26 protein-coding genes and 1 other annotated feature are annotated in these 26,734 nt (G+C 60.1%); of the genes, 9 read left to right on the top strand and 17 right to left on the bottom strand.

The annotated features are described in order from the left end of the window. Positions 1-59 precede the first annotated feature (59 nt). The 11 genes from hemH to ACJ8PL_RS01090 form a co-directional block, all read right to left on the bottom strand. Complete coding sequence (gene hemH / locus ACJ8PL_RS01140) at positions 60-1,022, bottom strand: ferrochelatase (protein ID WP_004940253.1); 963 nt, start codon at positions 1,020-1,022, stop codon at positions 60-62. A 119-nt stretch (positions 1,023-1,141) separates the two neighbouring features. Continuing rightward, positions 1,142-2,305 (bottom strand): glycerate kinase, encoded by a 1,164-nt coding sequence (locus ACJ8PL_RS01135; protein WP_016928830.1) that lies wholly within the window; start codon positions 2,303-2,305, stop codon positions 1,142-1,144. Positions 2,306-2,314: 9 nt separating this feature from the next. Then, positions 2,315-3,580, bottom strand: coding sequence for a GntP family permease (locus tag ACJ8PL_RS01130; protein ID WP_033641131.1), 1,266 nt, complete (start codon positions 3,578-3,580; stop codon positions 2,315-2,317). A 119-nt stretch (positions 3,581-3,699) separates the two neighbouring features. Next, positions 3,700-4,833 (bottom strand): sugar diacid recognition domain-containing protein, encoded by a 1,134-nt coding sequence (locus ACJ8PL_RS01125; RefSeq protein WP_442530753.1) that lies wholly within the window; start codon positions 4,831-4,833, stop codon positions 3,700-3,702. A gap of 165 nt (positions 4,834-4,998) precedes the next feature. Next, the gene (gene adk, locus ACJ8PL_RS01120) at positions 4,999-5,643 is read right to left on the bottom strand and encodes an adenylate kinase (protein WP_004940261.1); all 645 of its coding nucleotides are present in this window, start codon (positions 5,641-5,643) and stop codon (positions 4,999-5,001) included. A 202-nt stretch (positions 5,644-5,845) separates the two neighbouring features. Continuing rightward, positions 5,846-7,711, bottom strand: coding sequence for a molecular chaperone HtpG (gene htpG, locus ACJ8PL_RS01115; protein WP_442530752.1), 1,866 nt, complete (start codon positions 7,709-7,711; stop codon positions 5,846-5,848). A gap of 143 nt (positions 7,712-7,854) precedes the next feature. Then, complete coding sequence (recR, locus tag ACJ8PL_RS01110; protein WP_004940263.1) at positions 7,855-8,460, bottom strand: recombination mediator RecR; 606 nt, start codon at positions 8,458-8,460, stop codon at positions 7,855-7,857. Beyond that, positions 8,460-8,789, bottom strand: a complete 330-nt coding sequence (locus tag ACJ8PL_RS01105; protein ID WP_004940264.1) for a YbaB/EbfC family nucleoid-associated protein — start codon at positions 8,787-8,789, stop codon at positions 8,460-8,462. Before ACJ8PL_RS01105 ends, recR begins: the two co-directional genes overlap by 1 nt. 41 nt (positions 8,790-8,830) lie before the next feature. Then, the gene (gene dnaX, locus ACJ8PL_RS01100; protein ID WP_016928834.1) at positions 8,831-10,789 is read right to left on the bottom strand and encodes a DNA polymerase III subunit gamma/tau; all 1,959 of its coding nucleotides are present in this window, start codon (positions 10,787-10,789) and stop codon (positions 8,831-8,833) included. Further along, positions 9,434-9,498 (bottom strand) — a sequence feature (DnaX frameshifting element). It overlaps the preceding gene by 65 nt. A gap of 92 nt (positions 10,790-10,881) precedes the next feature. Beyond that, positions 10,882-11,433: an adenine phosphoribosyltransferase gene (apt, locus tag ACJ8PL_RS01095; protein WP_015376864.1), complete on the bottom strand. Its 552-nt coding sequence runs from the start codon at positions 11,431-11,433 to the stop codon at positions 10,882-10,884. A 153-nt stretch (positions 11,434-11,586) separates the two neighbouring features. Then, a complete protein-coding gene (locus ACJ8PL_RS01090) occupies positions 11,587-11,967 on the bottom strand; it encodes a DUF454 family protein (protein WP_004940275.1) in 381 nt (126 codons plus the stop codon). Between the two features lie 134 nt (positions 11,968-12,101). Between ACJ8PL_RS01090 and priC the strand changes: the two genes are divergently transcribed. Beyond that, complete coding sequence (gene priC / locus ACJ8PL_RS01085) at positions 12,102-12,638, top strand: primosomal replication protein PriC (protein WP_033641136.1); 537 nt, start codon at positions 12,102-12,104, stop codon at positions 12,636-12,638. Positions 12,639-12,744: 106 nt separating this feature from the next. Further along, entirely contained in the window at positions 12,745-12,924 is a 180-nt protein-coding gene (gene rsmS / locus ACJ8PL_RS01080; RefSeq protein ID WP_016928837.1) for a pleiotropic regulatory protein RsmS, read from the top strand. Positions 12,925-12,955: 31 nt separating this feature from the next. Here rsmS and mscK read toward each other — a convergent pair whose 3' ends face one another. The 3 genes from mscK to acrR form a co-directional block, all read right to left on the bottom strand. Continuing rightward, positions 12,956-16,348, bottom strand: coding sequence for a mechanosensitive channel MscK (gene mscK / locus ACJ8PL_RS01075; RefSeq protein WP_442528588.1), 3,393 nt, complete (start codon positions 16,346-16,348; stop codon positions 12,956-12,958). A gap of 100 nt (positions 16,349-16,448) precedes the next feature. Further along, positions 16,449-16,802, bottom strand: coding sequence for a DsrE/DsrF/TusD sulfur relay family protein (locus tag ACJ8PL_RS01070; RefSeq protein WP_016928839.1), 354 nt, complete (start codon positions 16,800-16,802; stop codon positions 16,449-16,451). A gap of 11 nt (positions 16,803-16,813) precedes the next feature. Continuing rightward, a complete protein-coding gene (gene acrR, locus ACJ8PL_RS01065; protein WP_042705619.1) occupies positions 16,814-17,497 on the bottom strand; it encodes a multidrug efflux transporter transcriptional repressor AcrR in 684 nt (227 codons plus the stop codon). A 142-nt stretch (positions 17,498-17,639) separates the two neighbouring features. On the opposite strand from acrR, the gene sdeX reads away from it, so the two are divergent. The 4 genes from sdeX to ykgO all read left to right on the top strand — a co-directional run bounded on the left by sdeX (position 17,640) and on the right by ykgO (position 22,585). After that, entirely contained in the window at positions 17,640-18,827 is a 1,188-nt protein-coding gene (gene sdeX, locus ACJ8PL_RS01060; RefSeq protein ID WP_004940290.1) for a multidrug efflux RND transporter periplasmic adaptor subunit SdeX, read from the top strand. 17 nt (positions 18,828-18,844) lie between these two features. Further along, positions 18,845-21,991 (top strand): multidrug efflux RND transporter permease subunit SdeY, encoded by a 3,147-nt coding sequence (sdeY, locus tag ACJ8PL_RS01055; RefSeq protein WP_016928842.1) that lies wholly within the window; start codon positions 18,845-18,847, stop codon positions 21,989-21,991. 186 nt (positions 21,992-22,177) lie between these two features. Next, positions 22,178-22,432: a type B 50S ribosomal protein L31 gene (locus ACJ8PL_RS01050; protein ID WP_004940303.1), complete on the top strand. Its 255-nt coding sequence runs from the start codon at positions 22,178-22,180 to the stop codon at positions 22,430-22,432. A gap of 12 nt (positions 22,433-22,444) precedes the next feature. After that, positions 22,445-22,585, top strand: coding sequence for a type B 50S ribosomal protein L36 (gene ykgO, locus ACJ8PL_RS01045; RefSeq protein WP_004940304.1), 141 nt, complete (start codon positions 22,445-22,447; stop codon positions 22,583-22,585). A 107-nt stretch (positions 22,586-22,692) separates the two neighbouring features. Here ykgO and ACJ8PL_RS01040 read toward each other — a convergent pair whose 3' ends face one another. The 3 genes from ACJ8PL_RS01040 to ACJ8PL_RS01030 are packed head-to-tail and all read right to left on the bottom strand — an operon-like array spanning position 22,693 to position 25,164. Continuing rightward, a complete protein-coding gene (locus tag ACJ8PL_RS01040; protein ID WP_016928843.1) occupies positions 22,693-23,571 on the bottom strand; it encodes a metal ABC transporter substrate-binding protein in 879 nt (292 codons plus the stop codon). A gap of 25 nt (positions 23,572-23,596) precedes the next feature. After that, positions 23,597-24,454 (bottom strand): metal ABC transporter permease, encoded by an 858-nt coding sequence (locus tag ACJ8PL_RS01035; RefSeq protein WP_004940309.1) that lies wholly within the window; start codon positions 24,452-24,454, stop codon positions 23,597-23,599. Continuing rightward, a complete protein-coding gene (locus ACJ8PL_RS01030) occupies positions 24,451-25,164 on the bottom strand; it encodes a metal ABC transporter ATP-binding protein (RefSeq protein WP_049299731.1) in 714 nt (237 codons plus the stop codon). The genes ACJ8PL_RS01035 and ACJ8PL_RS01030 overlap by 4 nt, the downstream gene beginning before the upstream one ends. A 404-nt stretch (positions 25,165-25,568) precedes the next feature. Between ACJ8PL_RS01030 and ACJ8PL_RS01025 the strand changes: the two genes are divergently transcribed. The 3 genes from ACJ8PL_RS01025 (at position 25,569) to ACJ8PL_RS01015 (ending at position 26,702) form a co-directional block, all read left to right on the top strand. Continuing rightward, complete coding sequence (locus ACJ8PL_RS01025) at positions 25,569-25,922, top strand: hypothetical protein (RefSeq protein ID WP_016928845.1); 354 nt, start codon at positions 25,569-25,571, stop codon at positions 25,920-25,922. A 158-nt stretch (positions 25,923-26,080) separates the two neighbouring features. After that, a complete protein-coding gene (gene tomB, locus ACJ8PL_RS01020) occupies positions 26,081-26,449 on the top strand; it encodes an Hha toxicity modulator TomB (protein WP_004940312.1) in 369 nt (122 codons plus the stop codon). A 49-nt stretch (positions 26,450-26,498) separates the two neighbouring features. Further along, positions 26,499-26,702 carry an HHA domain-containing protein gene (locus ACJ8PL_RS01015; RefSeq protein WP_004940313.1) on the top strand — a complete coding sequence of 68 codons (204 nt, stop codon included), beginning with the start codon at positions 26,499-26,501 and terminating at the stop codon, positions 26,700-26,702. The last annotated feature ends 32 nt before the right edge of the window (positions 26,703-26,734 follow it).

Here is a 26,734-nt window from a genome sequence, read left to right as displayed (position 1 = left end):
GAGAATGTTAACACATCCCCGCCCGATCACGATGCATCTAATAGACAGATTATGGATGATTACAGACGCTGCGCCACCAGTTGCTGCATCATGTCAATATGCGCCGGCTCGTCGTTCAACGCAGAGATGTATTCAAATTTCTCGCCGCCGGCCTTAAGGAAGATCTCGCGGTTCTGCTCTTTGATCTCTTCCAGCGTTTCCAGGCAGTCTGCCGAGAAGCCGGGGCAAATCAGTTGAATGTGCTTCACGCCCTGCGCCGGCAACCCCTTCAGGGTTTCATCGGTGTACGGCGTCAGCCAAGGCTCGCGGCCGAAGCGCGATTGGTACGTCATCATCACTCGCTCCGGCGCCAGCGGCAGCGTGGCGCTCAGCGCACGCAGCGTATCCTCGCAGCGTTGCGGGTAGTCGTCGCCCAGCCGCGCATAACGTTTGGGGATGCCGTGGAAAGACAGCACCAGCCGGTCCGGCTGGCCGTGCTCGGCGAACGAGCGCTCCACGCTTTGTTGCAGCGCGGCGATATAGGCCGGGTGTTCGGCGTAATCGCGAATGAAGGCCACAGAAGGCAAGCGGCGATAGCCTTTCAGCACCCGCGCCACGCCATCCCATACCGCCGCGCTGGTGGAACAGGAATATTGCGGATAGAGCGGCAGCACCACCAGGTTGGTCACGCCCTGCGCCAGCAGCTTGTCGATGGCTTCCGCCAGGCTCGGCGAACCGTAGCTCATGCCCAGCTCCACCGGCGTATTCGGCATGCGCGCCGCCAGCGCCCGCTGTTGGCGGCGGCTGTACACCAGCAGCGGCGAGCCTTCTTCCATCCACACCGACTGATAGAGTTTCGCCACGCGCGGCGAACGGATCGGCAAGATCGCGCCGTTGAGGATCGGCCACCAGATCAGCGGCGCCGTGTCGACCACGCGATCGTCACTGAGGAATTCCTTCAGATAGCGTTTGACCGCCGACGAGGTCGGCGCATCTGGCGTGCCCAGGTTCACCAGCAATACGCCGTGTTTCTCTTGCTTCATCTCAGTTCCCCTCATTTCCTTTCCGGCCGGCATTCCGTTCTGGGTCGGGATGTCAGCAGCCATTAATGCCGGCTATTGTAACGGAAAAGTCCTGCATCGAAACCGATAACAGCAACAGGCTATGCCTGTGGGCTTCTTCCTTGCGCCAGCTGCCATACCGCCGCCACGTTGCGCGCCGTCACCTGCAGATTGCGATCGGCGCCCGCCAGCGCTTCTTCCAGCGTCACAATGCGATCGAGCACCGAAAACGCCGCATCGATGCCGTGTTGATGCACCACCGAATAATCCGGCGTCAGGCTGCCGGCGATGGCGATCACCGGCACGCCGTAACGCTTGGCCACCCGCGCCACGCCGATCGGCGTTTTGCCGTGAATCGACTGGCTGTCCAGCCGCCCTTCGCCGGTGATCACCAGATCGGCATCGCGCACCGCCTCATCCAGGCGCAGGGTTTCAGTGACGATCTCGATGCCCGGCCGCAAGCGCGCGTCGAGCATGCCGAGCAGCGCCGCCCCCATGCCGCCCGCCGCGCCCGCCCCTGGCTGGGCCAGCACGGCGCGGCCGGTTTCCCGTTCCAGCAGTTCGCCATAGTGATGCAGCGCCGCATCGAGCTGCGCCACCATCTCCGGCGTAGCCCCCTTCTGCGGCCCGAATACCGCCGACGCGCCCTTTTCGCCGCACAGCGGGTTATCGACGTCGCAGGCGGCGGTCACGCTCACCCGTTGCCAACGCGCATCCAGCCCGGCGAGATCGAGGTGCGCCAGCTGCGCCAGCGCCGCGCCGCCCACCGGCAGCGGGCGACCATCCTTATCCAGCAATTTAACGCCCAGCGCCTGCATCATCCCGGCGCCGCCGTCGTTGGTGGCGCTGCCGCCGATGCCGAGAATGATCGCCTTCACGCCGCGTTCCAGCGCCGCCAGCATCAGTTCGCCGGTGCCGTAACTGGTGGTGATGCGCGGATCGCGCCGGTTGGGCGGCGCCAAATGCAGTCCGGAGGCGGCGGCCATTTCAATCACCGCGGTTTCGCCGTCGCCCAGCAGACCATAGAATCCCTGTACCGGCTCCCCCAGCGGCCCGGTGACCGTTACCTGGACGATCTCGCCGCCGGTGGCCGCCACCATCGACTCCACCGTGCCTTCGCCGCCGTCCGCCATCGGCAGCTTCACGTAGTGCGCCTGCGGATAAATCTGACGGAATCCCCGTTCGATGGCGTCGGCGACGCCGAGCGCGCTCAGGCTCTCTTTGAAAGAATCCGGAGCAATAACCACTTTTTTCAGCGCTTTCATCACTGTTCCTTATCCCGCCAGGTTAAATACGCCAAACATCAGCGCCGAGATTGCCGCGATGGTGAACCCCACCAACGTTTCATACGGCAGCAGCTTGAGCCGCTCGTGCACCGCCATATTGACGCTGCCGCCGGTGGCGTGGAAGAAACTGCCATGCGGCAGGTGATCCAGCACCGTGGCGCCCGCGTGGATCATCGCCGCGCCGGCCAACCCGCTCACCCCCAGTTCCAGCAGCGTGGAGCTGAACACCCCGGAGGCGACGGCGGTGCCGGCGGTGGTCGAGGCGGTCGCCATCGACATCAGCGCACCGGACAGCGGCGCCAGCAGCCAGGCCGGCAGCCCGGTGTGCGTTAAGCCGTTAATCAAGACATCCTTCAGCGCCGAATTGGCGATGATGCCCGCCAATGTGCCGGTGCCGAGCAGCATGATCGCCACCGGCGCCATGCGCGACAGGCCGGAAACCATAAACTGATTGCACTGACGAATGCGCCCCATCAGCAGCGCACCCGCCAACCCGCCGACCGGCAGCGCGATCAGCGGATCGACGGCGATCCCGGCGATCGGCCGCAGCGACAGCAGCAGGATCGCCACCAGCGGCGCGCTGATCGCCGCAGCAAAACCCGGCCGCGCTCCTTCGGCATGCTGAGTCAGCTCTTCGGCCATCACCCTGCTGCCTTTATCGCTCAGACGACGCGCCAGCAGATAGGCCACCACCAGGCCGCACAGGCCCGGCACGATGCCGGCCATCATCACCGAAGTGAGCGGCACATGGAAGTTGTCCGCCGCCGCAATGGTGTTCGGGTTAGGCGACATCACGTTGCCGGCCTTGCCGCCGCCGATCATCGCCAGCAGGATCGCCGCGCGTGAAATGCCGGCCTTCTGGGCGATCGACAGCGCGATCGGCGCGACGGTGATCACCGCCACATCGATAAACACCCCCACCGCCGTCAGGATAAGTGTAGCCACCGCCAGCGCCAGCAACGCGCGGGTTTCGCCCACCTTGCGCACGATGGTTTCGGCGATGGTGTGCGCCGCGCCGGATTCGATCAGCACCCCGGCCAATACCCCCGCCGCCAAAATGCGCATCACGGCGTTGGTGATGCCCTGCGCCCCGCCGATCATCAGCGTCACGGTCTGCACCAGGTCGGCGCCGCCGCACAGCCCGCCCGCCAGCGCGCCGGCGATCATGCCGTAAGCCGGCGGCACCTTGCGTAGAATCAGGACGATGGCGACGGCTAACGCCACCAGCGCCCCCAGAGTGGATACGGTTGTCATTGTTGTTTTCTCCGTGGTTGATGTGCAGGCCAACATATCGCGCGCGTCCGGCGTTGACCTGAGGGGAAACAACAAAAAAGCGCCGGGGGAACGGCGCGGAATTTGTGGGTTGGCACAACTCAGTCGTGCATCAGCATGCCGATAAACAACCGCAGAGAGTCAGTTAATTGATTGATTTTCATGCCGGTTATCGCTTCAATGCGCTGCAGGCGATAACGCAGGGTATTGACGTGAATATGCAGCTGCGCGGCGGTCTGCGTCTGATCACAATTCTGCGAAAAATAGTGGCGCAGCGTACTGCGCAGCACGCCTTTTTCATCCTGTTCGCCCAGCGTCCGCCAGGGGCGCCCCAGCTCTTGCGCGCGCCAGTCCTCTCCCAGATCGCACAGCAGCGACGGCAACGGATAGTCGTGGTAGAACAGCGTGGCGTGACGCAGTTTCAGGCGCTGCGCCATTGCCTGGGTGGCGCGCGCCGTCAGGCTGGAACGGTAGGCGCTTTGCGGATCGTCATAAAAACCGCCGACGATCAGCCGCACCCGAAAGCGGTGTTTAAGCTGATTTTGCAAACGCTGCGCCTGCTGGCGCTCCAGCTTCAAACTCCATTCGCCCTGAGCCATGCAGGCCGGGCGCAACAGGGTCATTTCATTGAAGCCGGTAATGGCGATCAACGCGTCGCGCTGGGTGGCCTCCAACTCCGCCAACAGCTCGCGCAACAGGTGCGGCTGCGCCTCTTGCAGCTCGACGATCCACACGATGCGCGTCTGGCGCAGCTCCAATCCCAGATACGCCGCCATCGCTTCCAGCGACGCCGTGTTCGGCTGCGGCTGCAACAGCTGGTTCGCCAGCTCTTCCCGGTAGCGCTTTTCCCACTGGTGCTGATCCAGCAGCGCCGCCTGCTCTACCATCATCTCCGCCGCCATCTTGACCAACTCGGCGTAGGCGCGCACCTCGGCCGGTTCGCCGGAAATGCCAATCACCCCCACCCGCTGGTTACGAAAGCTGAACGGCAGGTTGATGCCGGGCCGCACGCCCTTCAGGTGCTCGGCGGTGGCGCGGTCGATTTCCACCACCCGATTCTCCGCCAGCGCCAGCACCGCGCCTTCATGGCGCTGGAACAGGCGCTGCGGGTTGCCGGAGGCGATGATCACGCCGTTGCTGTCCATCACGTTGACGGAATGGCTGATGATGCCCATCGCCCGCTGGACGATCTGGCGCGCGGTGGCTTCCGCCAGAAGATTGGTTTGTCTGAGCATGCCCGGCTCCCTGCTGAGGGTGAAAACGCAGGCTTGTTATACGCCATTTGGCGTGGGCGATTAACGGGCACGGTTGCAACAAGCCGCCGCGATCACAATTTGGCGGCAAAACGGCAAAAAAAACGCCGGGCCACGGGCCCGGCGTCATGCACAATGCGCTTGCGATCAACCGAGGATGGTCGCCAGCTCTGCGCTCACTTCGGCCACCTTGCGGGTGCCGTCGATTTTGCGGTATTGGGTGTTGCCCGCTGCCGCTTCTTTGCTGTAGTAAGAGATCAGCGGCGCGGTCATCTGATGGTATTCCACCAGACGCTTGCGTACGGTCTCTTCCTGATCGTCCTTGCGCGTGGTCAGCTCTTCGCCGGTCACGTCGTCTTTGCCTTCCACCTGCGGCGGATTGAACTTCACGTGGTATACGCGGCCAGACGGCGCGTGCACGCGGCGGCCAACGATGCGGTCAACGATCAGCTCGTCCGGCACGTCGAACTCCAGCACGAAGTCCACGTTGATGCCGGCTTCTTTCATCGCGTCAGCCTGCGGAATGGTGCGTGGGAAACCGTCCAGCAGGAAGCCCTTGCGGCAATCTTCCTGAGCGATGCGCTCTTTGACCAGCGCGATCACCAGCTCATCGGTCACCAGCTTGCCGGCGTCCATGATCTCTTTCGCCTGCTTGCCCAGTTCACTGCCGGCCTTCACGGCTGCGCGCAACATATCACCGGTGGAGATTTGCGGAATGCCGTATTTCTCCATGATGAATTGAGCCTGAGTACCTTTACCAGCGCCCGGAGCGCCCAGCAGAATGATACGCATTGCGTAAATCCCCTTGCTATGTAGTTTTTATAAAATTGCGAAAACGCTCAACGATACCATTTCAGGGGGGGCAGGCTCAAGGCGCGCGAAGGAAATCGATTGCGGAATGTGCAAAAAAACCGACGAACAAAAGGCGAGAAAAGGTGGGGAAAAACCGAAAATGCGCCCCTAACGGTGCCGTTAAGGGCGCATATCTTCAACTTTAGGCGGACAGCAACTTATTCATGCGGCGGATGAACAGGTTCGGATCCTCCAATGTGCCGCGTTCAGCCAACAGCGCCTGATCCAATAACAGGTCGAGCCATTCGGCAAAATGTTCGTTATCGCCCACGTCGGATGCGCGTTTGACCAGAGCATGTTCCGGATTAAGCTCGAAAATGTACTTCACTTCCGGCGCCTGCTGGCCGGCAGCGGCGAACAGCTTGGCCATCTGGGTGCTCATTTCGTCGGCGTCGGTCACGACGATCGCCGGCGTATCGGTCAGGCGGTGCGTCAGGCGCACATCCTTCACGCGATCGCCCAGCAGGGTTTTCACGCGTTCGATGAATGGTTCCAGTTGCTTCTCGGCGGCCTTCTGCTCTTCGGTTTCATCCGCCAGTTTATCCAGCGCTTCATCCGCCTTGCTGACCGACTGGAACGGCTTGCCGTCGAACTCGGTCAGGTAGCTCATCATCCACTCGTCGATGCGATCGGACAGCAGCAGCACTTCGATGCCTTTCTTGCGGAACAGCTCCAGGTGCGGGCTGCTCTTGGCCGCGGCGTAGCTGTCGGCGGTGATGTAGTAAATCTTCTCCTGGCCTTCCGCCATGCGGCCGACGTACTCTTCCAGCGATACGGTCTGCGCCGAGCTGTCGCCGTGGGTGGTCGCGAAGCGCAGCAATTTGGCGATCGCTTCCTGGTTGCCGTTGTCTTCCGCCGGGCCCTCTTTCAGCACCAGACCGAACTGCTGCCAGAATTTCTGGTAGCCTTCGGCGTCGTCTTTGGCCAGCTTATCCAGCATCTGCAGCACGCGCTTGGTCAGCGCGCCGCGCAGGTTCTGCGTCACGCGGCTGTCTTGCAGGATCTCGCGCGATACGTTCAGCGGCAGATCGTTGGAATCGATCAGGCCGCGCACGAAGCGCAGGTAGTTCGGCATGAACTGCTCGGCGTCGTCCATGATGAACACGCGCTGCACATACAGCTTCAGGCCGTGCTTGTGATCGCGGTTCCACATGTCCCACGGCGCCTGCGCCGGGATGTACAGCAGGCTGGTGTATTCCTGCTTGCCCTCCACCCGGTTGTGGCTCCAGCTCAGCGGATCGGTGAAGTCGTGGGCGATGTGTTTGTAGAACTCTTTGTACTCTTCGTCGGTCACGTCAGCCTTGCTGCGGGTCCACAGGGCCTGCGCCTTGTTGATCTTCTCCCAGGTGACGGTGTCGTCTTCTTCGTTTTTGCTTTCGATCTCCACCGGCAAGGCGATGTGATCGGAATATTTGCCGATCACCGAACGCAGGCGCCAGGCGTCGAGGTACTCATCTTCGCCTTCGCGCAGATGCAGGGTGATTTCGGTGCCGCGGGTCTCTTTGGTGATGTCGGCGATGGTGTAGTCGCCTTCGCCGGCGGACTCCCAGAACACGCCTTCGTCATCGGCGGCGCCGGCGGCGCGGGTGCGCACGGTCACTTTGTCCGCCACGATGAACGCCGAATAGAAACCGACGCCGAACTGACCGATCAATTGGCTGTCTTTCGCCTGATCGGAACCGATGGACTCCAGGAACGCTTTGGTGCCTGACTTGGCGATGGTGCCGAGGTTTTCAATCACTTCTTCGCGGCGCATGCCGATGCCGTTGTCGGCGATGGTCAGGGTGCGCTGCTCTTTATCGAAGGACAAACGTACGCGCAGTTCGCCGTCGCCGGCGTACAGCTCTGGCGCGGACAGGGCGCGGAAGCGCAGCTTGTCGGCGGCGTCAGAGGCGTTGGAAATCAGCTCGCGCAGGAAAATTTCTTTGTTGGAGTACAGCGAATGGATCATCAAATGAAGCAGCTGTTTTACTTCAGACTGGAACCCGCGGGTTTCTTGACCTTTCATACTCATTGATTACCTCAAAAGACAATGGCTACCAAAATCGAACAATGAGGATCAGATGAGGGTCAGGGTGTTGTTTTTCAAGCGGACAGCGGGAATTTTTTGGCAAAAAACGGTGGGGCCGGGCGGCCCCATCCGGGAAAACATCAGAACTTGATGGCGTGGCGCCCGGCCAGCGAATGCGACAGCGTGGTGCCGTCGACCATCTCCAGCTCGCCGCCCACCGGCACGCCGTGGGCGATGCGGCTGGCGAGCACGCCATACTGGCCGCACATCTCGGCGATGTAGTTGGCGGTCGCTTCCCCTTCCACCGTCGGGTTGGTGGCGAGGATCACTTCGGTGATGCTTTCCTTTTCCAGCCGTTGCTCCAGGCGATCCAGACCGATATCGCCCGGCCCGATGCCGTCCAGCGGCGACAGATGCCCCATCAGCACAAAGTAGCGCCCGGCGAACTGGCCGGTCTGCTCGATGGCGTGGATATCCGCCGGGCTTTCCACCACGCAAATCTGGCCGTTTTGCTGACGGCGCGGATTGGCGCAAATAGTGCAGACGTCCTGTTCGGTGAAGGTGCGGCAGTCGGCGCAGTGGCCGATCTCCGACATCGCGCGCGTCAACGCCTGCGCCAGGCGCATCCCGCCGCTGCGATCGCGCTGCAGCAGCTGAAACGCCATGCGCTGCGCCGATTTCGGGCCGACGCCCGGCAGGCAGCGCAACGCCTCCATCAGGGATTCAAGGAGCGGGCTGGTTTGCATCAGAACGGCATCTTGAAGCCAGGCGGCAACTGCATGCCGCTGGAGACGGAAGCCATTTTCTCTTTCTGAGTCTCTTCGATGCGGCGCGCGGCGTCGTTAAACGCAGCGGCGATCAGATCTTCCAGCATCTCTTTGTCGTCTTCCATCAGGCTAGGATCGATCTCCACGCGGCGGCAGTTGTGCGCGCCGTTGATGGTGACTTTCACCAGGCCCGCGCCGGATTCGCCGGTCACTTCCAATTTGGCGACTTCTTCCTGCATCTGCTGCATTTTTTCTTGCATTTGCTGGGCTTGCTTCATCAGGTTGCCCAGACCGCCTTTACCAAACATAGTCGTCTCTCGTCGCTAGGGCCGCGCACCTCGCGCGGCGTTTAAAGGGGACGAATACTCTCTTCATCCAGATCCGCGTCGAAGAATCGGCGCAGCGTCTGAATGTTGGTATCCGCTTCGATGGACTGGCGCGCCTGCGCCAGCTTTTCTTCATAGATGGCTTGTCGCCATTCCAGCGGGGTCCGCCCCGCCGGATTATCGTCCTCCACCACGGTCAGCTCAATCGGGCCGCCGTACAGCTCACCGAGCGCGTCGGCCAGCGTCTTCTGCGCCGAAGGCGAATTCAGATGGCGCTGCGAAGACCGCAGATGGAGGTTAATTTTGCCCGGCTCCGGCTGCTGCTTGAAGGCGTTCAACGCCAGCTGCTGCACCAATTTTGGGATCTTCAGCTTATCGATTTCCGCCGCCCAGGCGTCGCGCTCCAGCGACTCCACCACCAGCTTGGCGGCCAGCTCCGGCGTTTTCTCGTGCTCCAACGCCGTACGCAGCGCTTTCGGCGTCGCCAGCGGTTCCGGCGCCGCTTCCGGCTCGGTCTGCGCGCGCCAGCGATAGGCTTCCGGTTTCGCCGGTTTTTCCGGCACCTTCTTCTCCGCCAGGCGCTGCTGGCTGCGCTCGGTCACGGAAGCCAAACGCCCCAGCGCCGAGTTTGCCGGCCGCGCTATTCCTGGCGCCGCCGGCTCATTCTTTTTTGGTGTGGATGCTCCCTGCTGCCGTTGCAGCTGGGACCGCGCTTTCAACAGCTGGGCGGTGGCATCCGGTAAAGGGGCCGATGATTGTCGCTGTGGCGCGGCCGGCTGCCCTAGCGGCGGCGGCGCGTCCTGAAACTGCGGCGGCTGTTGTGAAGCGGCGGCCTGCGGCTGCGCCATCGGCGCCGGCGCGGTCTGCACCAACGCCACCGGCTCCGGGATCACCGCTTTCGGGTGAAACGCCAGCGCACGCAGCAGGGTCATCTCAACCCCCATGCGGCGATCCGGCGCATAGGCCAGCTCTTTGCGGCCCACCAACAGCGTCTGGTAGTAAAGTTGCACATCGGCCGGCGGCAGGGTTCGCGCCAGCTCGCGCAGCCGTTGCTCCACGGCGGCGTACTGGTTGTCGAGCATCGAAGGCAACAGCTGCACCATCGCAATGCGATGCAGCAGCGCCAACGTCTCCACCAGCAGATTTTCCCAGTCCACGCCGCGCGAAGCGGCCTGCGCGACCTGCGCCATCACCTTTTCGCCGTCGGCGCTGACCAGCGCTTCGAGGATCGCCAGCGGTTGCTCGTCATCGAGCGTGCCGAGCATCTGGCTGACGGTGGCGGCGGTCACCTGCCCCTGCCCCATGGCTATCGCCTGATCGGTCAGGCTCAGCGCGTCGCGCATGCTGCCGTCGGCGGCGCGCGCCAGAAGCTGCAGCGCACGCGCGTCGCTGGTGATCTGCTCCGCCGTCAGCACCGTTTCCAGCTGCTGACGGATCTGATCGACGTCCAGCGCTTTGAGGTGGAACTGCAGACAGCGCGAGAGAATGGTCACCGGCAGCTTTTGCGGATCGGTGGTGGCCAACAGGAATTTGACGTGCGGCGGCGGCTCTTCCAACGTCTTCAGCAACGCGTTGAAGCTGTGGCGCGAGAGCATGTGCACTTCGTCGATCAGGTAGACCTTGAAGCGGCCGCGCGCCGGCGCGTACTGGACGTTGTCCAGCAGATCGCGGGTATCTTCCACCTTGGTTCGGGAAGCGGCGTCGATCTCAATCAGATCGACGAAGCGCCCCTGCTCGATCTCGCGGCAGTTGTCGCATTGGCCGCACGGCGTGGCGGTGATGCCGGTTTCACAGTTCAGACCTTTGGCCAGCAAGCGGGCGATGGTGGTTTTCCCCACGCCGCGCGTGCCCGAGAACAGATAGGCGTGATGGATCCGCCCCAGTGAGAGGCCGTTGGCCAGCGCGGTCAGGACATGTTCCTGGCCGACCACGTCTGCGAACGTTTGAGGGCGCCACTTACGGGCGAGAACCTGATAGCTCATTAATACCGGAGAAGTCGAGGAATCTGGAGGGTCATGCTAACACAGCCCCGCGGCGATCCGCGAGGCCGTTGTGCCCAAGGGGCAATGCCGCATCAATGGCCGGCGAAGTCCACCAGGCAGTAGCAATCGATGCCCAGCTTGTTCAGACGCGCTTCCCCGCCCAGATCCGGCAGGTTGATGATGAACGCGGCGTCGTTCACTTCACCGCCCAGACGGCGGATCAGTTTGGTGGTCGCTTCGATGGTGCCGCCGGTCGCCAGCAGATCGTCCACCACCAGCACTTTGTCACCCGCAGTGATGGCGTCGGTGTGGATCTCCAGCTTGTCGGTGCCGTACTCCAGCTCATAGCTTTCGCTGAGCGTGGCGCGCGGCAGTTTGCCCGGTTTGCGCACCGGCACGAAACCGACGCCCAGCGCCAGCGCGACGGGCGCGCCGAACAGGAAACCGCGCGCTTCGGTACCCACCACCTTGGTCACGCCCGCTTCGCGATAGCGCTCAACCAGCAGCTCGATGCTGGCGGCGTAGGCCAACGGGTTTTCCAGCAGGCTGGTCACGTCGCGGAACAGGATGCCCGGCTTCGGATAATCCGGGATGGTTTTGATACTGTCTTTAATAAACTGAAGCTGCTGCGCAGTAGCGGTCATAATTGTTGCCTGATAAAACTGCCTGAAAACCGGCGCGCCGCTCACCCGCCGCCCCCGGGTGAAACACACCGGAGAAGAAATGGCAGGCGATCCGCGCACGAAAACGCCCAAATCTATGCAAACTGGCGGACAAATGCAACCAGCGGCGCACAATCAGCGCTGTTTTTGTTGCGGCAGGTCAATAACCGGCAGGCGCAGCATAAAGGTCAGCAAAATAGCCAGCATCAGCAGCAACAGCCCGCGCACCCACCAGATTTTCACCAGCCACAGCGAACAGGCGAAGGTAAGTACAATAACCAGCACCGCCTTCCACTTCGCCCCCGGCGGCAGCGCGCGATGCTGCTGCCAGTGGCGCAGATAAGGGCCGAACCAGGAGCGGTGCAGCAGCCAGTGATGAAAGCGCGGCGAAGAGCGGGCGAAACACCAGGCGGCCAACAGCAGGAACGGCGTGGTCGGCAGCAATGGCAGCACCACGCCCAACGTCGCCAGCACCACCGCCAGCCAACCCAAAATGATCAATAACCCACGCGTCATGCGGCTCTTCGCTCCTCAATCGGTTGCCGCCTACTGTAGCATCGGCGCCGCGCCGGCGGAATATGCGTACAGCGCTTGTTTCATGGCAGGATCGCGGGCAAGCTTACGCCTGTTGAAATCAAGAGGGAGCTTATGTGAGCACTCAGCGTCTATTACAGGTGTTGGCACAGCAGATCGCGGCGCTGGCGGCCGAAGTGACCCCGCGCGGCGACGTTCCGATCCCGCAGGCGCGCTTCGACGCCGCCCTGTTCGCCAATCGCGGCACGCGGCTGCGCGACTACCTGGCCGAAGTGGAGAAAAATTTCGCCCAATTGCAAAGCGCCGCCAACGACAACCGCACCAGCCAGGTGGCCTTTCTGGCCGAAAAACTGGTGGCTCAAATCTCTGCCCTGCAGCGCGAGCTGGCAACCCAGGCGCTGCGGCGCAAGAACCAGCCGAAAGAAGCCCCCGAGGCCGATCTGTACCACAAACTGGCCGAACATCAGGACTACGAACGCCGGCTGATCGCCATGATTCAGGATCGGGAAAGCCTGCTGGGGCGCCAGACCACGCTGGCGGCGCAGCAAAAGCTGCAGCACGAGCTGGCGGCGCTGGAGGGGAGACTGATGCGCTGCCGTCAGGCGCTGGCGCGCATCGAGCGCAATATCGAGCGCAAAGAAAACGGTTTTTGAAGATTTATCACAATATTTTAATGATTATTCCCGGTTGCGCGCCGGGTTCACTATACTCTGCCGAGACACGAGTTTTTCATCCCATTAATTAATAAGCGCAGGTGCTATGTCTCTGGAAAACGCCTCACCCGAACTGCAGCTGGCGGTAGACTTGATTTACCTGCTGGAATGCAACGAGATCGATCCGGCTACCGCGCTGGCGGCGCTGGATATCGTCAAACGGGATTATCAGGAAAAGCTGCAGCGCGCCGGCGTCACCTCGCCCTATCTGCCCGCCGGACAGTAACCGGGGACAGCGCCGCTGTCCCTTTCGCCTCTCATTGCTTATCCGCCGCCGTCTGGCCGCCGTCGTCCGGCGACAGCGTTCTTTTCACTTCCTGCACTTCGTTGCCCTGCTGGTTATGCAGATACACCTCCAGCTGGTTGAAAGCGATGTCGATGTCGTTTTCCCGGCACAAGCGGTCGATTGAGCGATTCAGTTCATCCACCGTGTAGCTGCGATCGCGCAGTTCGCGCACATAGAGCCGCAGTTCGTGATCCAGCGTGCTGGCGCCGAAGTTGAGGAAGAACACCTGCGGTTCGGGATCGGTCATCACCCGCGGGTTGTCGTGCGCCGCCTGCAGCAGCACCTTTTTCACCTTGTCGAGATCGGAGCCGTAGGCCACGCCGACCTTGATCAGCACGCGGGTGATGGTATCGGACAACGACCAGTTGATCAGCCGCTCGGTGACGAACGCCTTGTTCGGAATGATCACCTCTTTGCGGTCGAAGTCGGTAATGGTGGTGGCGCGAATGCGGATCTTGCTGACCGAACCGGAGAAGGTGCCGATGGTGATGGTATCGCCGATGCGGATCGGGCGTTCGAACAGAATGATCAGACCGGAGACGAAATTGGCGAAGATCTCCTGCAGGCCGAAGCCCAGCCCGACCGTCAGACCGGCGGCCAGCCATTGCAGTTTGTCCCAGGATACGCCGAGCGATCCCAGCGCAACCACGGCGCCCACGGCGGTAATCAGGTAAGTGAGCACGGTGGTGATGGCATAGGATGCCCCCTGCCGCAGCTGCAGCCGCGACAGCACCACCACCTCCAACAAACCGGGCAGGTTGCGGGTGAGCACGTAGGCGACGATCACCGCGGCGATCGCCACCATCATGTTGCCCAGCGTCACCGCCTGCGCCACGCTGCTGCCCGCCACGGTGCTGGTGTAATGCCACAGCGTGATGCTGTCCAGGTAAGCGATGACCGTCACCAGATCCGACCAAATGGCGTAGAAGGCGCTGGCGAAGATGGCGAACAGCACCAGGGTGGTCAGGCGCAGCGACTGTTGGTTGATCTGATCGAGCGCCAGCGGCGGCTCTTCCACCACCGGTTCACCGCCTTCGGCCCCCTCTTTCGCCACGTTTTGCCGCCGCGCCAACGCGCGCCGGTAGGCCAGACGCCGCGCCGCCACGCTCAGGCCGCGCAGGGCAGTCAGGTACACAATATTCCACAGGAAAAACAGATACAGGCTGTCTATCCAGCGGCTGGCCAGCCGCAGCGTGGTATAAAAGTAGCCGGCGAACATCAGCCCCAGCAGGATCAGCGGCGTGGCGGCCAGCGCAGTGACCATCACCAGCCGCACGGCGTGCGAGCCCTTTTCACGCCAGCTGTCGCGACACAGCGGGAACACCAGCACCGTGAGCAGCGCCAGCGTCAACATCACCACGATCTGGCCGATAACGTCTTCCACCAGGCGCAGCGGCGCTTTTTCGCCCAATACCGACCAGAAGATCAGCGGCTGCAGCGCCAGCCCCAGCCGCAGCGTCTGGCGGCGGTAATGCGCGCACAGGTTGGCGCCGAAGTTGAAATGCCGCTCGGCGATGCCGCCCGGTTTCAGCATGCGGTAACTGAAAGCGAATACCAGCCATGACAGCGCCAGCTGCTGCGACAATGCCCAGATAAAGTCGCTGATGCCAAAATCTGCGCGATACATCCAGAAACCGACGCCAAGGAGCAACGCGGCGCCGGGCAACACCTTCAGCAAGGTCAGCGCGATGGCCTTCGGCGTATGCAGTTGGCCGTCGCGCTTCAGTTGCCCCACATCGTTGGCCAGCTTTTGTAAATGGCCGTCGATCAGCCGGTAGCGCCAACGCAATACCCCGACCGCCAACAGCAGCGGGATCAGGAACACCAGCGCATTCACCCCGCCCTGCAATAGCTTGCCGCCGTCGAATTTGAGATCGAGCCCGGCAATCTGATTGCGCACCGCCTCCGGCATCGCCTTCAGCCACGCCAGATCGACCGGCTTGTTGCTGTTGACCCAGAAAATCTGCTGGGTCAGCGTATCCTGCAGCGAGCCGTAGACGCTGGTGAGCTGCTGTTGGTTAATCTGCAGGTTGATCGACAGCGACAGCTGGTTGCTGAGCTGCTTGTTCAACTGATCCAGCAGTTCGCGGCGCATGTCGACGATCTCGTTCAACGCGTCGATCACTTCCGGGCCGGCCTTTTCCTTGCTCTCGGTCACCAGCTGGTTGATGTAATCTTCGCCCTTGAACAGATCGTCGCGTTGCTGATTGATATCGAACTGCTCCAGCCGCAGATCGGCGATGCGCGTATCCATATCCGCCAGCAGCGTGCCCTGCGGCAGGCTTTGCTGCTGCTGATACAGAATGCGCGACAGCACCAGGCTGCCTTTCAGCACCTGGATCTGCTCTTTCAGGTTACGCTCCGCCTGCAGCCCGCGGTCGAGCCAGTTCTTGACCCGAATGTTCTGCTGGAACAGGGTGTTGCTCTCTTCGGTGGCGGCGATCAGCCGCTGGCTCAGTTGGCGGTTGACGTCCAGCTGCTTGCTGACCAGCTGATCGTGCTGAATATCGGTGGCGTCTTCCGGGTTCTGCGCCTCTTTGGCGGTCTTTTCGGACAGCGTCAACCGCTTGCTGTTGACGATCTCCTGCAGCAGTTGCACCGACCGATCGAGCGCATCGATATGCGCGGTGGTGTAATCGCGCTGCTTTTGCAGCAGATCCTGCAGCGTGGTATTGGCCTCCAGGCTTTTACGCTGCAGCTCCAGCTGCGCATTGAGCAGCGCCTGCTCGGTGCTCAGCATCACCTGCTGACTGTTGCGCAGCGAATCTTGCCCCGGCGTCTGGCCGCTGAGCTGGCTGCGGATCTCCTGCAGGCGCTGCGAGGCGGCGTACATGGTGCTTTGTACCCGCTCGGGCTGGGTTTGCAGCGACACCAGTTGGCTGTTGTAGGTGGAGAGGCTCTCCTGCGCGCTTTGCAGCTCGTCGAGCGTTTGATACAGCCGGCTTTCCAACTGACGCAGCGACAGCGGCAACAGCGCAGCGCGCGCCGCCGCATTGTCTACCGGCTGCTTCAGCGCATCCAATTCGGCGGTGACCTGACTGAGTTTCGCCGGCGCCTGCTGCACCTGCTGTTTAAGCTGCGCGGCGTCTTGCCGGTTGCGCTCAAGGGCATCCAGCAGCTCCAGCGTGCGGGTCAAATCCTGCTGGGAGAGCTTTTCGACCGGCGTCAGGGCTTTTTGCTTGTTCAGCATTTCCAGCTGGCTTTGCACTTCGCTGCGCTGCGGCAGATCGCCGCTCAGCGCCGCCTGCGCCGGCGAGCTGAACGCGTAAATAAGGAAAAGGAGAGTCGCGGCGGCGATGCGCCGCCGGCATGCGCCGACAAACATGAGCGGCGCCAGAGAAGGCAGAGTCAACCAGCGATGCATGATTTAGCTTCGGATCGGTTAAGAAGCCTGAAGATTATCACGATCGCCGGCAGGCAACGAACAACAAAAGCGTTGCCGGTGATGTCCCATTGTCGCGAAATCAGAAAGTCAGCACTTTCTCCGCCGCCAGCGTCCACTGCGCCAGCTCGACCAAGGTGCCGATCGCCACGCCGTCCGCCAGCGGCAAGCGGCTGACGCCGCGCGCGTCGGCGCAGGTCTTGCACAGCTTGACCGGCACCTGCTGCGCGGTGAGGATTTCCAGCATCTGCTGCAGGTGGTACCCCTCGTGCGGCTGCTGCCCGGCCAACCCGGCCACCACCGCATCGGACATCAGAAACAGCCGCAGATCGAGATCGCTCTGCTGCTCTTTCATGGCGATGGCCAACCGCAGCGCATTGAACAAGGATTCGTGGCCATAGGCGGCGCCATTGGCGATGAGAACGACTGATGACATGAAATCTCTCCTTATAAAGGCAGGGAGCCGGCGTTGGACGGTGCAGCCGTCGGCATATCGGATTTGAGGCGCAAGGTGGGGCAAAACTGCAGCATCTCCAAAAACGCATCCACCAGCGCTTCGGCTTCAGCCCGCAAATCGAAACTTTCCGGCATAAACAGCCAGTTTTCCAGCAGGCCGGTGATATAACCGCGCAGGATGATCGCCGCGCGACGAGTGTGCAGATCGGCCGGCAATTGCCCGTGGTGAATGCAGTTGCACAGCACCGCCTCGATGCGTTCGTAACCGGCGAGGTACAGCACCTTGCGCGAATCCAGCAGCGGCATCATTTCACCGACAAACTCGCATTTGTGGAATATAATTTCCATCAACGCCCGCCTGCGGCCGTCTTCAACCGTAGACGTCAGAATGTAAATCAGAATTTCTCGGATAACCCGCAGTGGATTATCGGGAAACTTTGCCTGATACTCTGTTTCGAGCTGGTCAATTTTCGGCTCGGTAGATTCCCAAACTTCATTAAACAGGTCTACCTTATTCTTGAAGTGCCAGTAAATGGCTCCACGCGTAACCCCAGCAGCGGTGGCAATATCTGTCAGTGACGTTGCAGCAACGCCACGTTCAGAGAACTCTCTCACCGCAGCATCGAGGATTTGCTGTCGGGTTTCTTGCGCCTGCTGTTTGGTTTTTCGTGCCATGGCATTGTTATTTAGGGGGAGTGTGATTTACATACATTCGCGAATGTATGTACCATAGCACGCACATATAATTAACGCAGCAATGGGTTTTAAAGCTTGTGATCCATTGATCATTTTGAAATCGGACACTTGAGGTTTTTCTATGAACAAAAACAGAGGGTTAACGCCTCTGGCGGCCGTTCTGATGCTTTCAGGCAGCTTAGTGCTAACAGGATGTAACGATAAAGAAACCCAACAGCAAGGTGCCCAACAACAGGCACCTGAAGTGGGCGTAGTCACCTTGAAGGCCGAGCCTCTCAACATCACTACCGATCTTCCTGGCCGCACCGCTGCGTATCGTATCGCCGAAGTTCGCCCTCAGGTCAGCGGCATCATCCTGAAGCGCAACTTCGTCGAAGGCAGCGATATCAAGGCCGGGACGTCTCTGTACCAAATCGATCCCGCAACCTATCAAGCCAGCTACGACAGCGCGAAAGGCGATTTGGCCAAAGCACAGGCCAGCGCTTCCATCGCACGCGTGACGGTAAACCGCTACAAGCCATTGCTGGGTACCAGCTATATCAGTAAGCAGGACTACGACAACGCCGTCTCCACGCTGCAGCAAGCGGATGCCGCCGTCGTGGCCGCCAAGGCCGCCGTCGAAACCGCGCGCATTAATCTGGCGTACACCAAAGTGACCTCCCCGATCTCCGGTCGCATCGGCAAATCCGCCGTGACCGAAGGCGCGCTGGTCAGCAACGGCCAGGCGACCGCCCTGTCCACCGTGCAGCAGTTGGATCCGATGTATGTCGACGTCACCCAGTCGAGCACCGACTTCCTGCGCCTGAAGCAAGAACTGGCCAGCGGCGCGCTGAAGCAGGAAAACGGCAAGGCCAAGGTGAAACTGATGCTGGAAAACGGCACCGAATATGCGCAGGAAGGCACGCTGGAATTCTCTGACGTCACCGTCGATGAGACCACCGGTTCCATTACCATTCGCGCCCTGTTCCCTAACCCGAACGATACGCTGTTGCCTGGCATGTTCGTGCGCGCCCGTCTGGACGAAGGCGTGCGCAGCGATGCGCTGCTGGTGCCGCAGCAAGGCGTCACCCGCAACCCGCGTGGTGAAGCGACGGCGTTAGTGGTCGGTGCAGACGATAAAGTTGAGCTGCGCACGCTGAAGGCGGATCAGGCGATTGGCGACAAATGGCTGGTTACCGATGGCCTGAAAGCCGGCGATCGCGTGATCGTCTCCGGCCTGATGAAAGTGCATCCAGGCGCGCAGGTAAAGGTGCAGGAAGTTGACACTCAGGCGCAAAAACAGCCGCAGTCTGAAGCGCAGAAGTCATAAAAAGGAGCCTGTAATACATGGCTAAGTTCTTTATAGACCGCCCAATTTTCGCCTGGGTAATCGCCATCATCGTCATGTTGGCGGGGGTGCTTGCAATAATGAAACTGCCGATCGCGCAGTATCCCACTATTGCACCGCCGGCGGTGAGTATTTCCGCCACCTACCCGGGCGCAGATGCCAAAACGGTGCAGGATACCGTCACGCAGATTATCGAACAGAACATGAACGGTATCGATAACCTGATGTACATGTCCTCCACCAGTGATTCCTCTGGTAGCGTCACCATTACCCTGACGTTTGATTCCGGCACCGATCCTGACATCGCGCAGGTTCAGGTTCAGAACAAACTGTCGTTGGCCACCCCATTGCTGCCGCAAGAAGTTCAGCAACAGGGCCTGAAAGTAGAAAAATCCAGCAGCAGCTTCCTGATGGTGGCCGGCTTCGTTTCCGACGATCCGAACATGACGCAGGACGATATTGCGGACTACGTGGCGTCCAACATCAAGGATCCGATCAGCCGTTCGTCCGGCGTGGGCGAGGTGCAGCTGTTCGGTGCCCAGTATGCGATGCGTATCTGGCTGGATCCGAACAAGCTGAACAACTACCAGCTGACGACTACGGACGTGACCTCCGCCATCACCGAGCAGAACAACCAGATCGCCGCAGGCCAGCTGGGCGGCCTGCCGCCGGTGCCGGGGCAGCAGTTGAACGCCTCGATCATCGCGCAGACCCGTCTGACTTCGCCGGAAGAGTTCGGCAAGATCCTGCTGAAGGTGAATACCGACGGTTCCCAGGTGCGCCTGCGCGACGTCGCTCACATCGAGCGCGGCGCGGAAAGCTATGCCGTTACCGCGCGTTATAACGGCAAGCCTGCCGCCGGCCTGGGTATCAAACTGGCAACCGGCGCCAACGCCTTGAACACCGCCAAAGGTGTGAAAGACGAGCTGGCCAAGATGGCGCCATTCTTCCCGCAAGGGATGAAAGTGGTTTATCCGTACGACACCACCCCGTTCGTTAAAATCTCCATCAACGAAGTGGTGAAAACGCTGATCGAAGCCATCATCCTGGTGTTCCTGGTGATGTATCTGTTCCTGCAGAACTTCCGCGCGACGCTGATCCCAACCATCGCGGTGCCGGTAGTACTGCTGGGGACCTTTGCGATACTCGCGGCGTTCGGCTTCTCGATAAACACCCTGACGATGTTCGGCATGGTGTTGGCGATCGGCCTGCTGGTGGATGACGCCATCGTGGTGGTGGAAAACGTCGAGCGCGTCATGTCCGAAGAGGGGCTGCCGCCGAAAGAAGCCACCCGTAAATCGATGGGCCAGATCCAGGGCGCGCTGGTGGGCATCGCCATGGTGCTGTCGGCGGTATTCGTGCCGATGGCGTTCTTTGGCGGCTCAACCGGCGCCATCTATCGCCAGTTCTCGATCACCATCGTGTCCGCGATGGCGCTGTCGGTGCTGGTGGCCTTGATCCTGACGCCGGCGCTGTGCGCCACCATGCTCAAACCGATCCCGAAAGGCGATCACGGGGTTAAAACAGGCTTCTTCGGCTGGTTTAACCGCATGTTCGAGAAGAGCACGCATCACTATACCGACAGCGTGGGCAACATCCTGCGCAGCACCGGCCGCTATCTGATCATCTACCTGCTGATCGTGGTTGGCATGGGCCTGCTGTTCCTGCGCCTGCCTTCCTCGTTCCTGCCGGACGAAGATCAGGGCATCCTGTTGACCATGGTGCAGTTGCCTGCCGGCGCCACCGAGTCCCGCACCAACAAAGTGCTGGAAGAAGTCTCCGACTACTTCCTGAACAAGGAAAAGGACAACGTGGTTTCGGTGTTTACCGTCGCGGGCTTCGGCTTCAACGGTAACGGCCAGAACAACGGCCTGGCATTCGTCAGCCTGAAAGACTGGGGCGAGCGTCCGGGGGCCGGGAACAAGGTCGAAGCGATCGCGGGTCGCGCCATGGGCGCCTTCTCGCAGATTAAAGAAGGCCTGGTGTTCCCGTTCAACCTGCCGGCGATCATCGAACTCGGTACCGCAACCGGCTTCGACTTCGAGCTGATTGACCAGGGCGGCCTGGGGCACGAAAAACTGACCGAAGCGCGTAACCAGCTGTTGGGCATGGTTGCTCAGCATCCGGACGTGCTGGTGGGCGTGCGCCCGAACGGCCTGGAAGATACGCCGCAGTTCAAACTGATCGTCGATCAGGAGAAAGCCAAGGCGCTGGGCGTGAGCATCACCACCATCAACAGCACGCTGAGCACTGCACTGGGTGGTTCGTACGTCAACGACTTCATCGACCGCGGTCGTGTGAAGAAGGTGTACGTACAGGCCGAAGCGCCGTTCCGCATGCTGCCGGAAGACATCAACAAGTGGTACGTGCGCGGTACCAGCGGCCAGATGGTGCCATTCTCCGCCTTCTCTTCGGCGAAATGGGAATACGGCTCACCGCGTCTGGAACGCTATAACGGCTTGCCGTCGATGGAAATTCTGGGCCAGGCCGCACCGGGCAAGAGTACCGGTGAAGCGATGAACCTGATGGAGCAACTGGCGTCCAAACTGCCAAGCGGCATCGGTTACGACTGGACCGGCATGTCCTATCAGGAACGTCTGTCGGGCAACCAGGCGCCGGCGCTGTACGCCATCTCGATTCTGGTGGTGTTCCTGTGTCTGGCGGCGCTGTATGAAAGCTGGTCCGTGCCGTTCTCGGTCATGCTGGTATTGCCGCTGGGGGTTATCGGTGCGTTGTTGGCCGCGACGATGCGCGGCATGAACAACGACGTGTACTTCCAGGTGGGGCTGCTGACCACCATCGGTCTATCGGCGAAGAACGCCATCCTGATCGTGGAGTTCGCCAAAGACCTGATGGAAAAAGAAGGCAAAGGCCTGATCGAAGCGACATTGGAAGCGGTGCGTATGCGTCTGCGTCCAATCCTGATGACGTCCCTGGCCTTCATCCTCGGGGTTCTGCCGCTGGTTATCAGCAGCGGTGCGGGCTCCGGCGCACAGAACGCGGTTGGTACCGGCGTAATGGGCGGGATGATCACCGCTACCGTCTTGGCGATCTTCTTCGTACCGGTGTTCTTCGTGGTGGTTCGCCGCCGCTTCAGCAAGAAGAACGAAGACCTGGAACACAGCCATCCGGTAGAGCACCACTGATCGCTCAGTGATGTGAGCTCCACCTGATAATCGAAAAGGCCGCGCATGCGGCCTTTTTATTTTGTTTCAGTTACTTAATGCAAACCATTCTCATTAATTCACTTTTGTGTGCAATTTGCGCTTGATCGCGATGCCAGGTCGGCGCATAATTATTGTTATAGTATAACATTACACGAGAGAGCCATTATGAAACCCGGCATCCACCCCGATTACCGCACCGTGGTGTTCCACGACGTCAGCGCCAATGCCTACTTCAAAGTGGGATCGACCATCAAAACCGATCGCACTATCGAACTGGACGGCGAAAGCTGGCCGTATGTCACCCTCGACGTCTCTTCCGCTTCGCATCCGTATTACACCGGCAAGCAGAAAGACTATTCCAAAGAAGGCAGCACGGCGCGCTTCCAGCAGCGCTTTGGCCGCTTTATCGGCAATAAGTAACAAGGAAACCCCATGCAGGTATTGAGTTCATTGCGTTCGGCGAAAAACCGCCACCCGGATTGCAAAGTCGTGCGTCGTCGTGGCCGCATCTATGTGATCTGTAAAAGCAATCCGCGATTCAAAGCGGTACAGGGACGTAAGAAAAAGCGTTAACTCCCAAGTGTCATCTGTCGCAAAGCCCCGTTGCTGCTCAACGGGGCTTTTTTTATGGCGAGAAAGTGCCTGCAAGCTGTCCCCCACCCGCGGGCGGGGGGCAGAGATTACTTCATGCTGCTCAGCAGCGTGTCGACATTGTGTTTGAACGCCTGCTCATAGGTGGCCGCCGGGCCGCCGGCGCGGGAGAGCGCTTCAGGGTACAGCTCGCCGCCCGCCTTGGCGCCGGTGGCGGCGGCAATCTGTTTCACCAGCCGCGGATCGGTCTGGTTTTCGATAAAGTAAGCGTTAACCTTCTCCTGTTTAATCTGCTTAATCAGGTTCGCCACGTCGCTGGCGCTGGCTTCCGCTTCGGTGGAAAATCCGACCGGGGCAAGGAAGGTGACGCCATACTCTTGCCCAAAGTAGCCAAAAGCATCATGGCTGGTCAGCACCTTACGTTTCTGCGGCGGCACTGCGGCGAACTGGGTTTTGGCCCACAGATCCAACTTTTGCAGCTGCTGAATGTAGTCGGCGCCGCGCTGGCGAAAATAGTTGGCATCCTCAGGATCGGCGGCGATCAGGGCGTTCATCACGTTGGTGGCGTACTGCACGCCGTTTTTCATGCTGTTCCAGGCGTGAGGATCGGTAATCGGTTTGCCATCCTCTTCCATCTGGCGGGTGTTGATGCCCTGTGAAGCGGTGATCACCTGCCCTTTATAACCCGAAGCGCTGACCAGGCGATCGATCCACCCTTCCAGCCCCAGGCCGCTGACGAAGACCACATCAGCCTGAGCCAGCTTCTTGCCGTCCTGCGGCGAAGGCTCGAAACTGTGCGGATCGCCATCCGGCCCCACCAGCGTGCTGACCTTGACGTGATCGCCGCCCACCTGCTTGACGATATCTCCCAGAATGGAAAAGCTGGCGACGGCGTCGACGGTCTTCGCCATCGCCAATGGGCTGGCCAGCAGAGCAGCAACCGCCAGCGATATAGGTAAACGTTTCATACTTTCTCCTTGCAAATGGCACTTCTCAACGGCGCGCAAAGGCGTAAATGCCTCCGCGCGTTCCAAACAGGATTGAGACAAAAAAGAGGATGCTGGCGCTGAGCACGATCGCCGGGCCGGCGGGCAGCGAAGCGTGATAGGACCACACCAGCCCAATCAGACTGGAAAGCGCGCCGATGCCCATCGCCGTCGCCAGCGTCTGCGGCAGATTGCGCGCCCAGAAGCGCGCGCTGGCGGCGGGCAACATCATTAACCCAACCGACATCAGGGTGCCGAGGATCTGGAATCCCGCCACCAGATTGACCACCACCAGCGCCAAAAACAGGCCGTGGATCAGCGCCAACCGGCGCGGCGCGTTAACGCGCAGGAAAGTGACGTCGAAGGATTCGATCACCAGCGCGCGGTACAGCGCCGCCAGCGCCAGCAGCGAAACCGAGGCGATCGCACCGACCATCAGCATCGCCTGCGCATCCACCGCCAGGATCGAACCGAACAACACGTGCAGCAGATCCACGCTGGAACCGCGCAGCGAGACCAGCGTGACCCCCAGCGCCAGTGAACCCAGATAGAATCCGGCGAAGCTGGCGTCCTCTTTCAGCGGCGTGCGGCGGCTCACCAGGCCGGACAACATCGCCACCGCCAGCCCGGCGATAAAGCCGCCTACGCCCATCGCCACCAGCGACATGCCGGAGATCAGATAGCCGATCGCCGCGCCCGGCAACACCGCGTGGGACAAGGCATCCCCGACCAGACTCATGCGGCGCAGCAGCAGAAACACGCCCAGCGGGGCGGCGCTGAGCGACAACGCCAGGCAAGCCATCAGCGCGCGACGCATAAAACCGAAAGAGAGAAAAGGATCGATAAGCCCATGCAACAGCATCATGGCGCCACCGCCCGCAGATCCGGCAGCCGTTCGGCGGCGTGATGCCTCGGCACCTGCTCCAGCACTTGCTCGGCCGCGCCCCAGTGGCAAGCCTGCGGCGTCAGCAACAGCGCCTGCGGAAAATGCTCGGCGACCATCGACATATCGTGCAGCACGGCGATCACCGTTTTCCCCTGCCGGTGCAGTTGCGCGATCGCCTGCAGCAGGATCTGCGTGGTGGCGCTGTCGATACCGGTGAAAGGTTCATCCAGCAAAATCAGCGGCGCTTGTTGGACCAGCAGGCGCGCAAACAACACCCGCTGCAGCTGACCGCCGGACAGCTCGCCCACCGGGTTGCGCACCAGCGCGCTCATGCCAACGCTCGCCAACGCCTCATTGACCTGGCTCGCCGCACGCTTGTTCATGCCTCCGAACATGCCGCTTTGCGGCCAACAGCCCATCGCCACCAGATCGCTCACCGCGATCGGGAATTGCCGATCCAATTCCGCCTGCTGCGGCAAATAAGCTCTGCGCGGCGGCTTTCCGCCGCTAAAATTCAGGCTGCCGCTCATCGGCGGCAGCAAACCGGCGAGCGTTTTCAGCAATGTCGATTTTCCGGCCCCATTGACGCCCACCACCGCGGTCAACGAGCCGGCGGTAAACTGCCCGCTCAGCGGCGGAAAAAGCGGCGTGGTGCCATAGCCCAGCACCAACTGGCGCAGGGTGATCATGGCAGCGATACCGCCCAAAAGATGCCGAGCCACAGCAGAGCCAGCAGCACAGCGGCACCCGCACAACGCGCGGCAGCGGAGGTGGTGAACAACGAATTCAGTGACGACGCGGCGCCATGTTGCGAAGTGGGAATCAATGTGGTGACCAAAATGACGGGTTAATGGTTATAATATAACATCACAACAACTACCGTATCTCAAGCTATGGCGCGACAATAATGCAACGGAACGTAACAATCCCTCGCACAGCGGATCTTCCCCCGTCCCCCTTACAAAACTCAGGGCTATTTCCATTCGGTTGGAATGTTGGCGTAAGGTAAAGAACAGCGGTAAATCGAAAAATTTACCGACGAGGGCGGAAAAGGAGTAAGATAAGCAGATAACATTGTTGTTGGCCGAGATTAATGCTTGTTACCCTTGCCTGTAACCTGGAAGTCAACGCACTTTCTGTTAAAAAATTAAAGAAAGTGATTAATGACAATAGCGCGGAGTTAGTGCCGGCGCTGACCAGCGGACTCAGCTTTTATTCTGAAAGCGCACGCTATGCCGAAGATTCATTAGAAATACTTGATATAGTGCAGCAAGGTGGCGGCGATTATTCAATGAGTTATCGTTATAAGTGGGGCATTTTTAATGCCTGCCTGGATATCAACAGCGAAGATATCATCAACGACAGCGTCCGGTTTCAAGTGACGTCACGGGGTTTAATCTTCGACATCATTGATAACTCACGCCCATCAACTGCGGATGAATTGTAAGTTTACGTAATAACTACAGGCCAAACGCGAAAAAATGATTTATATTCATTTTACGGGAAGTTTATTTAACCACCGTTAAGCTGCCTCCGTTCATGATGTAAATCAGCTTACTCACATAGTGTTATCACACCGCAATTAAGACTTACGGAGGGGATGATATGGATGAGTATTCGCCTAAGCGGCACGACATTGCTCAGCTCAAATTCTTGTGCGAAAATTTGTATGATGAAGGTATCGCTACCCTGGGAGACAGTCATCATGGGTGGGTCAACGATCCGACGTCCTCCGTCAACCTGCAGCTTAATGAGTTGATCGAACATATCGCTTCGTTTGTGATGAGTTATAAAATTAAATACATGGACGAATCTGACCTGTCGGAGTTAGTCGAAGAATATCTCGACGATACCTATACGCTGTTCAGCAGCTATGGTATCAATGATTCCGACCTGCGCCGCTGGCAAAAAACCAAGGCGAGATTATTCAGAATGTTCTCAGGAGAGGACATCTGTACGACAATGAAAACTTAGGGGATAATTATTCCCAAGCTATTTTACGGTTATTAAACTAAAGGCCACCATGACTAAAACCGACTATCTGATGCGTTTACGTAAATGCACCACGATTGATACTCTCGAACGTGTTATTGAGAAAAATAAGTACGAGCTTTCCGATGATGAACTGGAGCTGTTTTACTCAGCGGCCGATCACCGTCTGGCAGAGCTCACCATGAACAAACTGTATGACAAAATCCCCACCTCCGTTTGGAAATATGTCAGATAATCAGCCCCCCAACGCGTTGAGCCGATGCTTTT

It is taken from the genome of Serratia sp. CY83965 (assembly GCF_052166375.1).
Classification (GTDB): Bacteria; Pseudomonadota; Gammaproteobacteria; order Enterobacterales; family Enterobacteriaceae; genus Serratia; species Serratia marcescens.
Note: the sequence above shows the minus strand (reverse complement) of the source record. Positions and strands in the feature narration are given on the sequence as shown.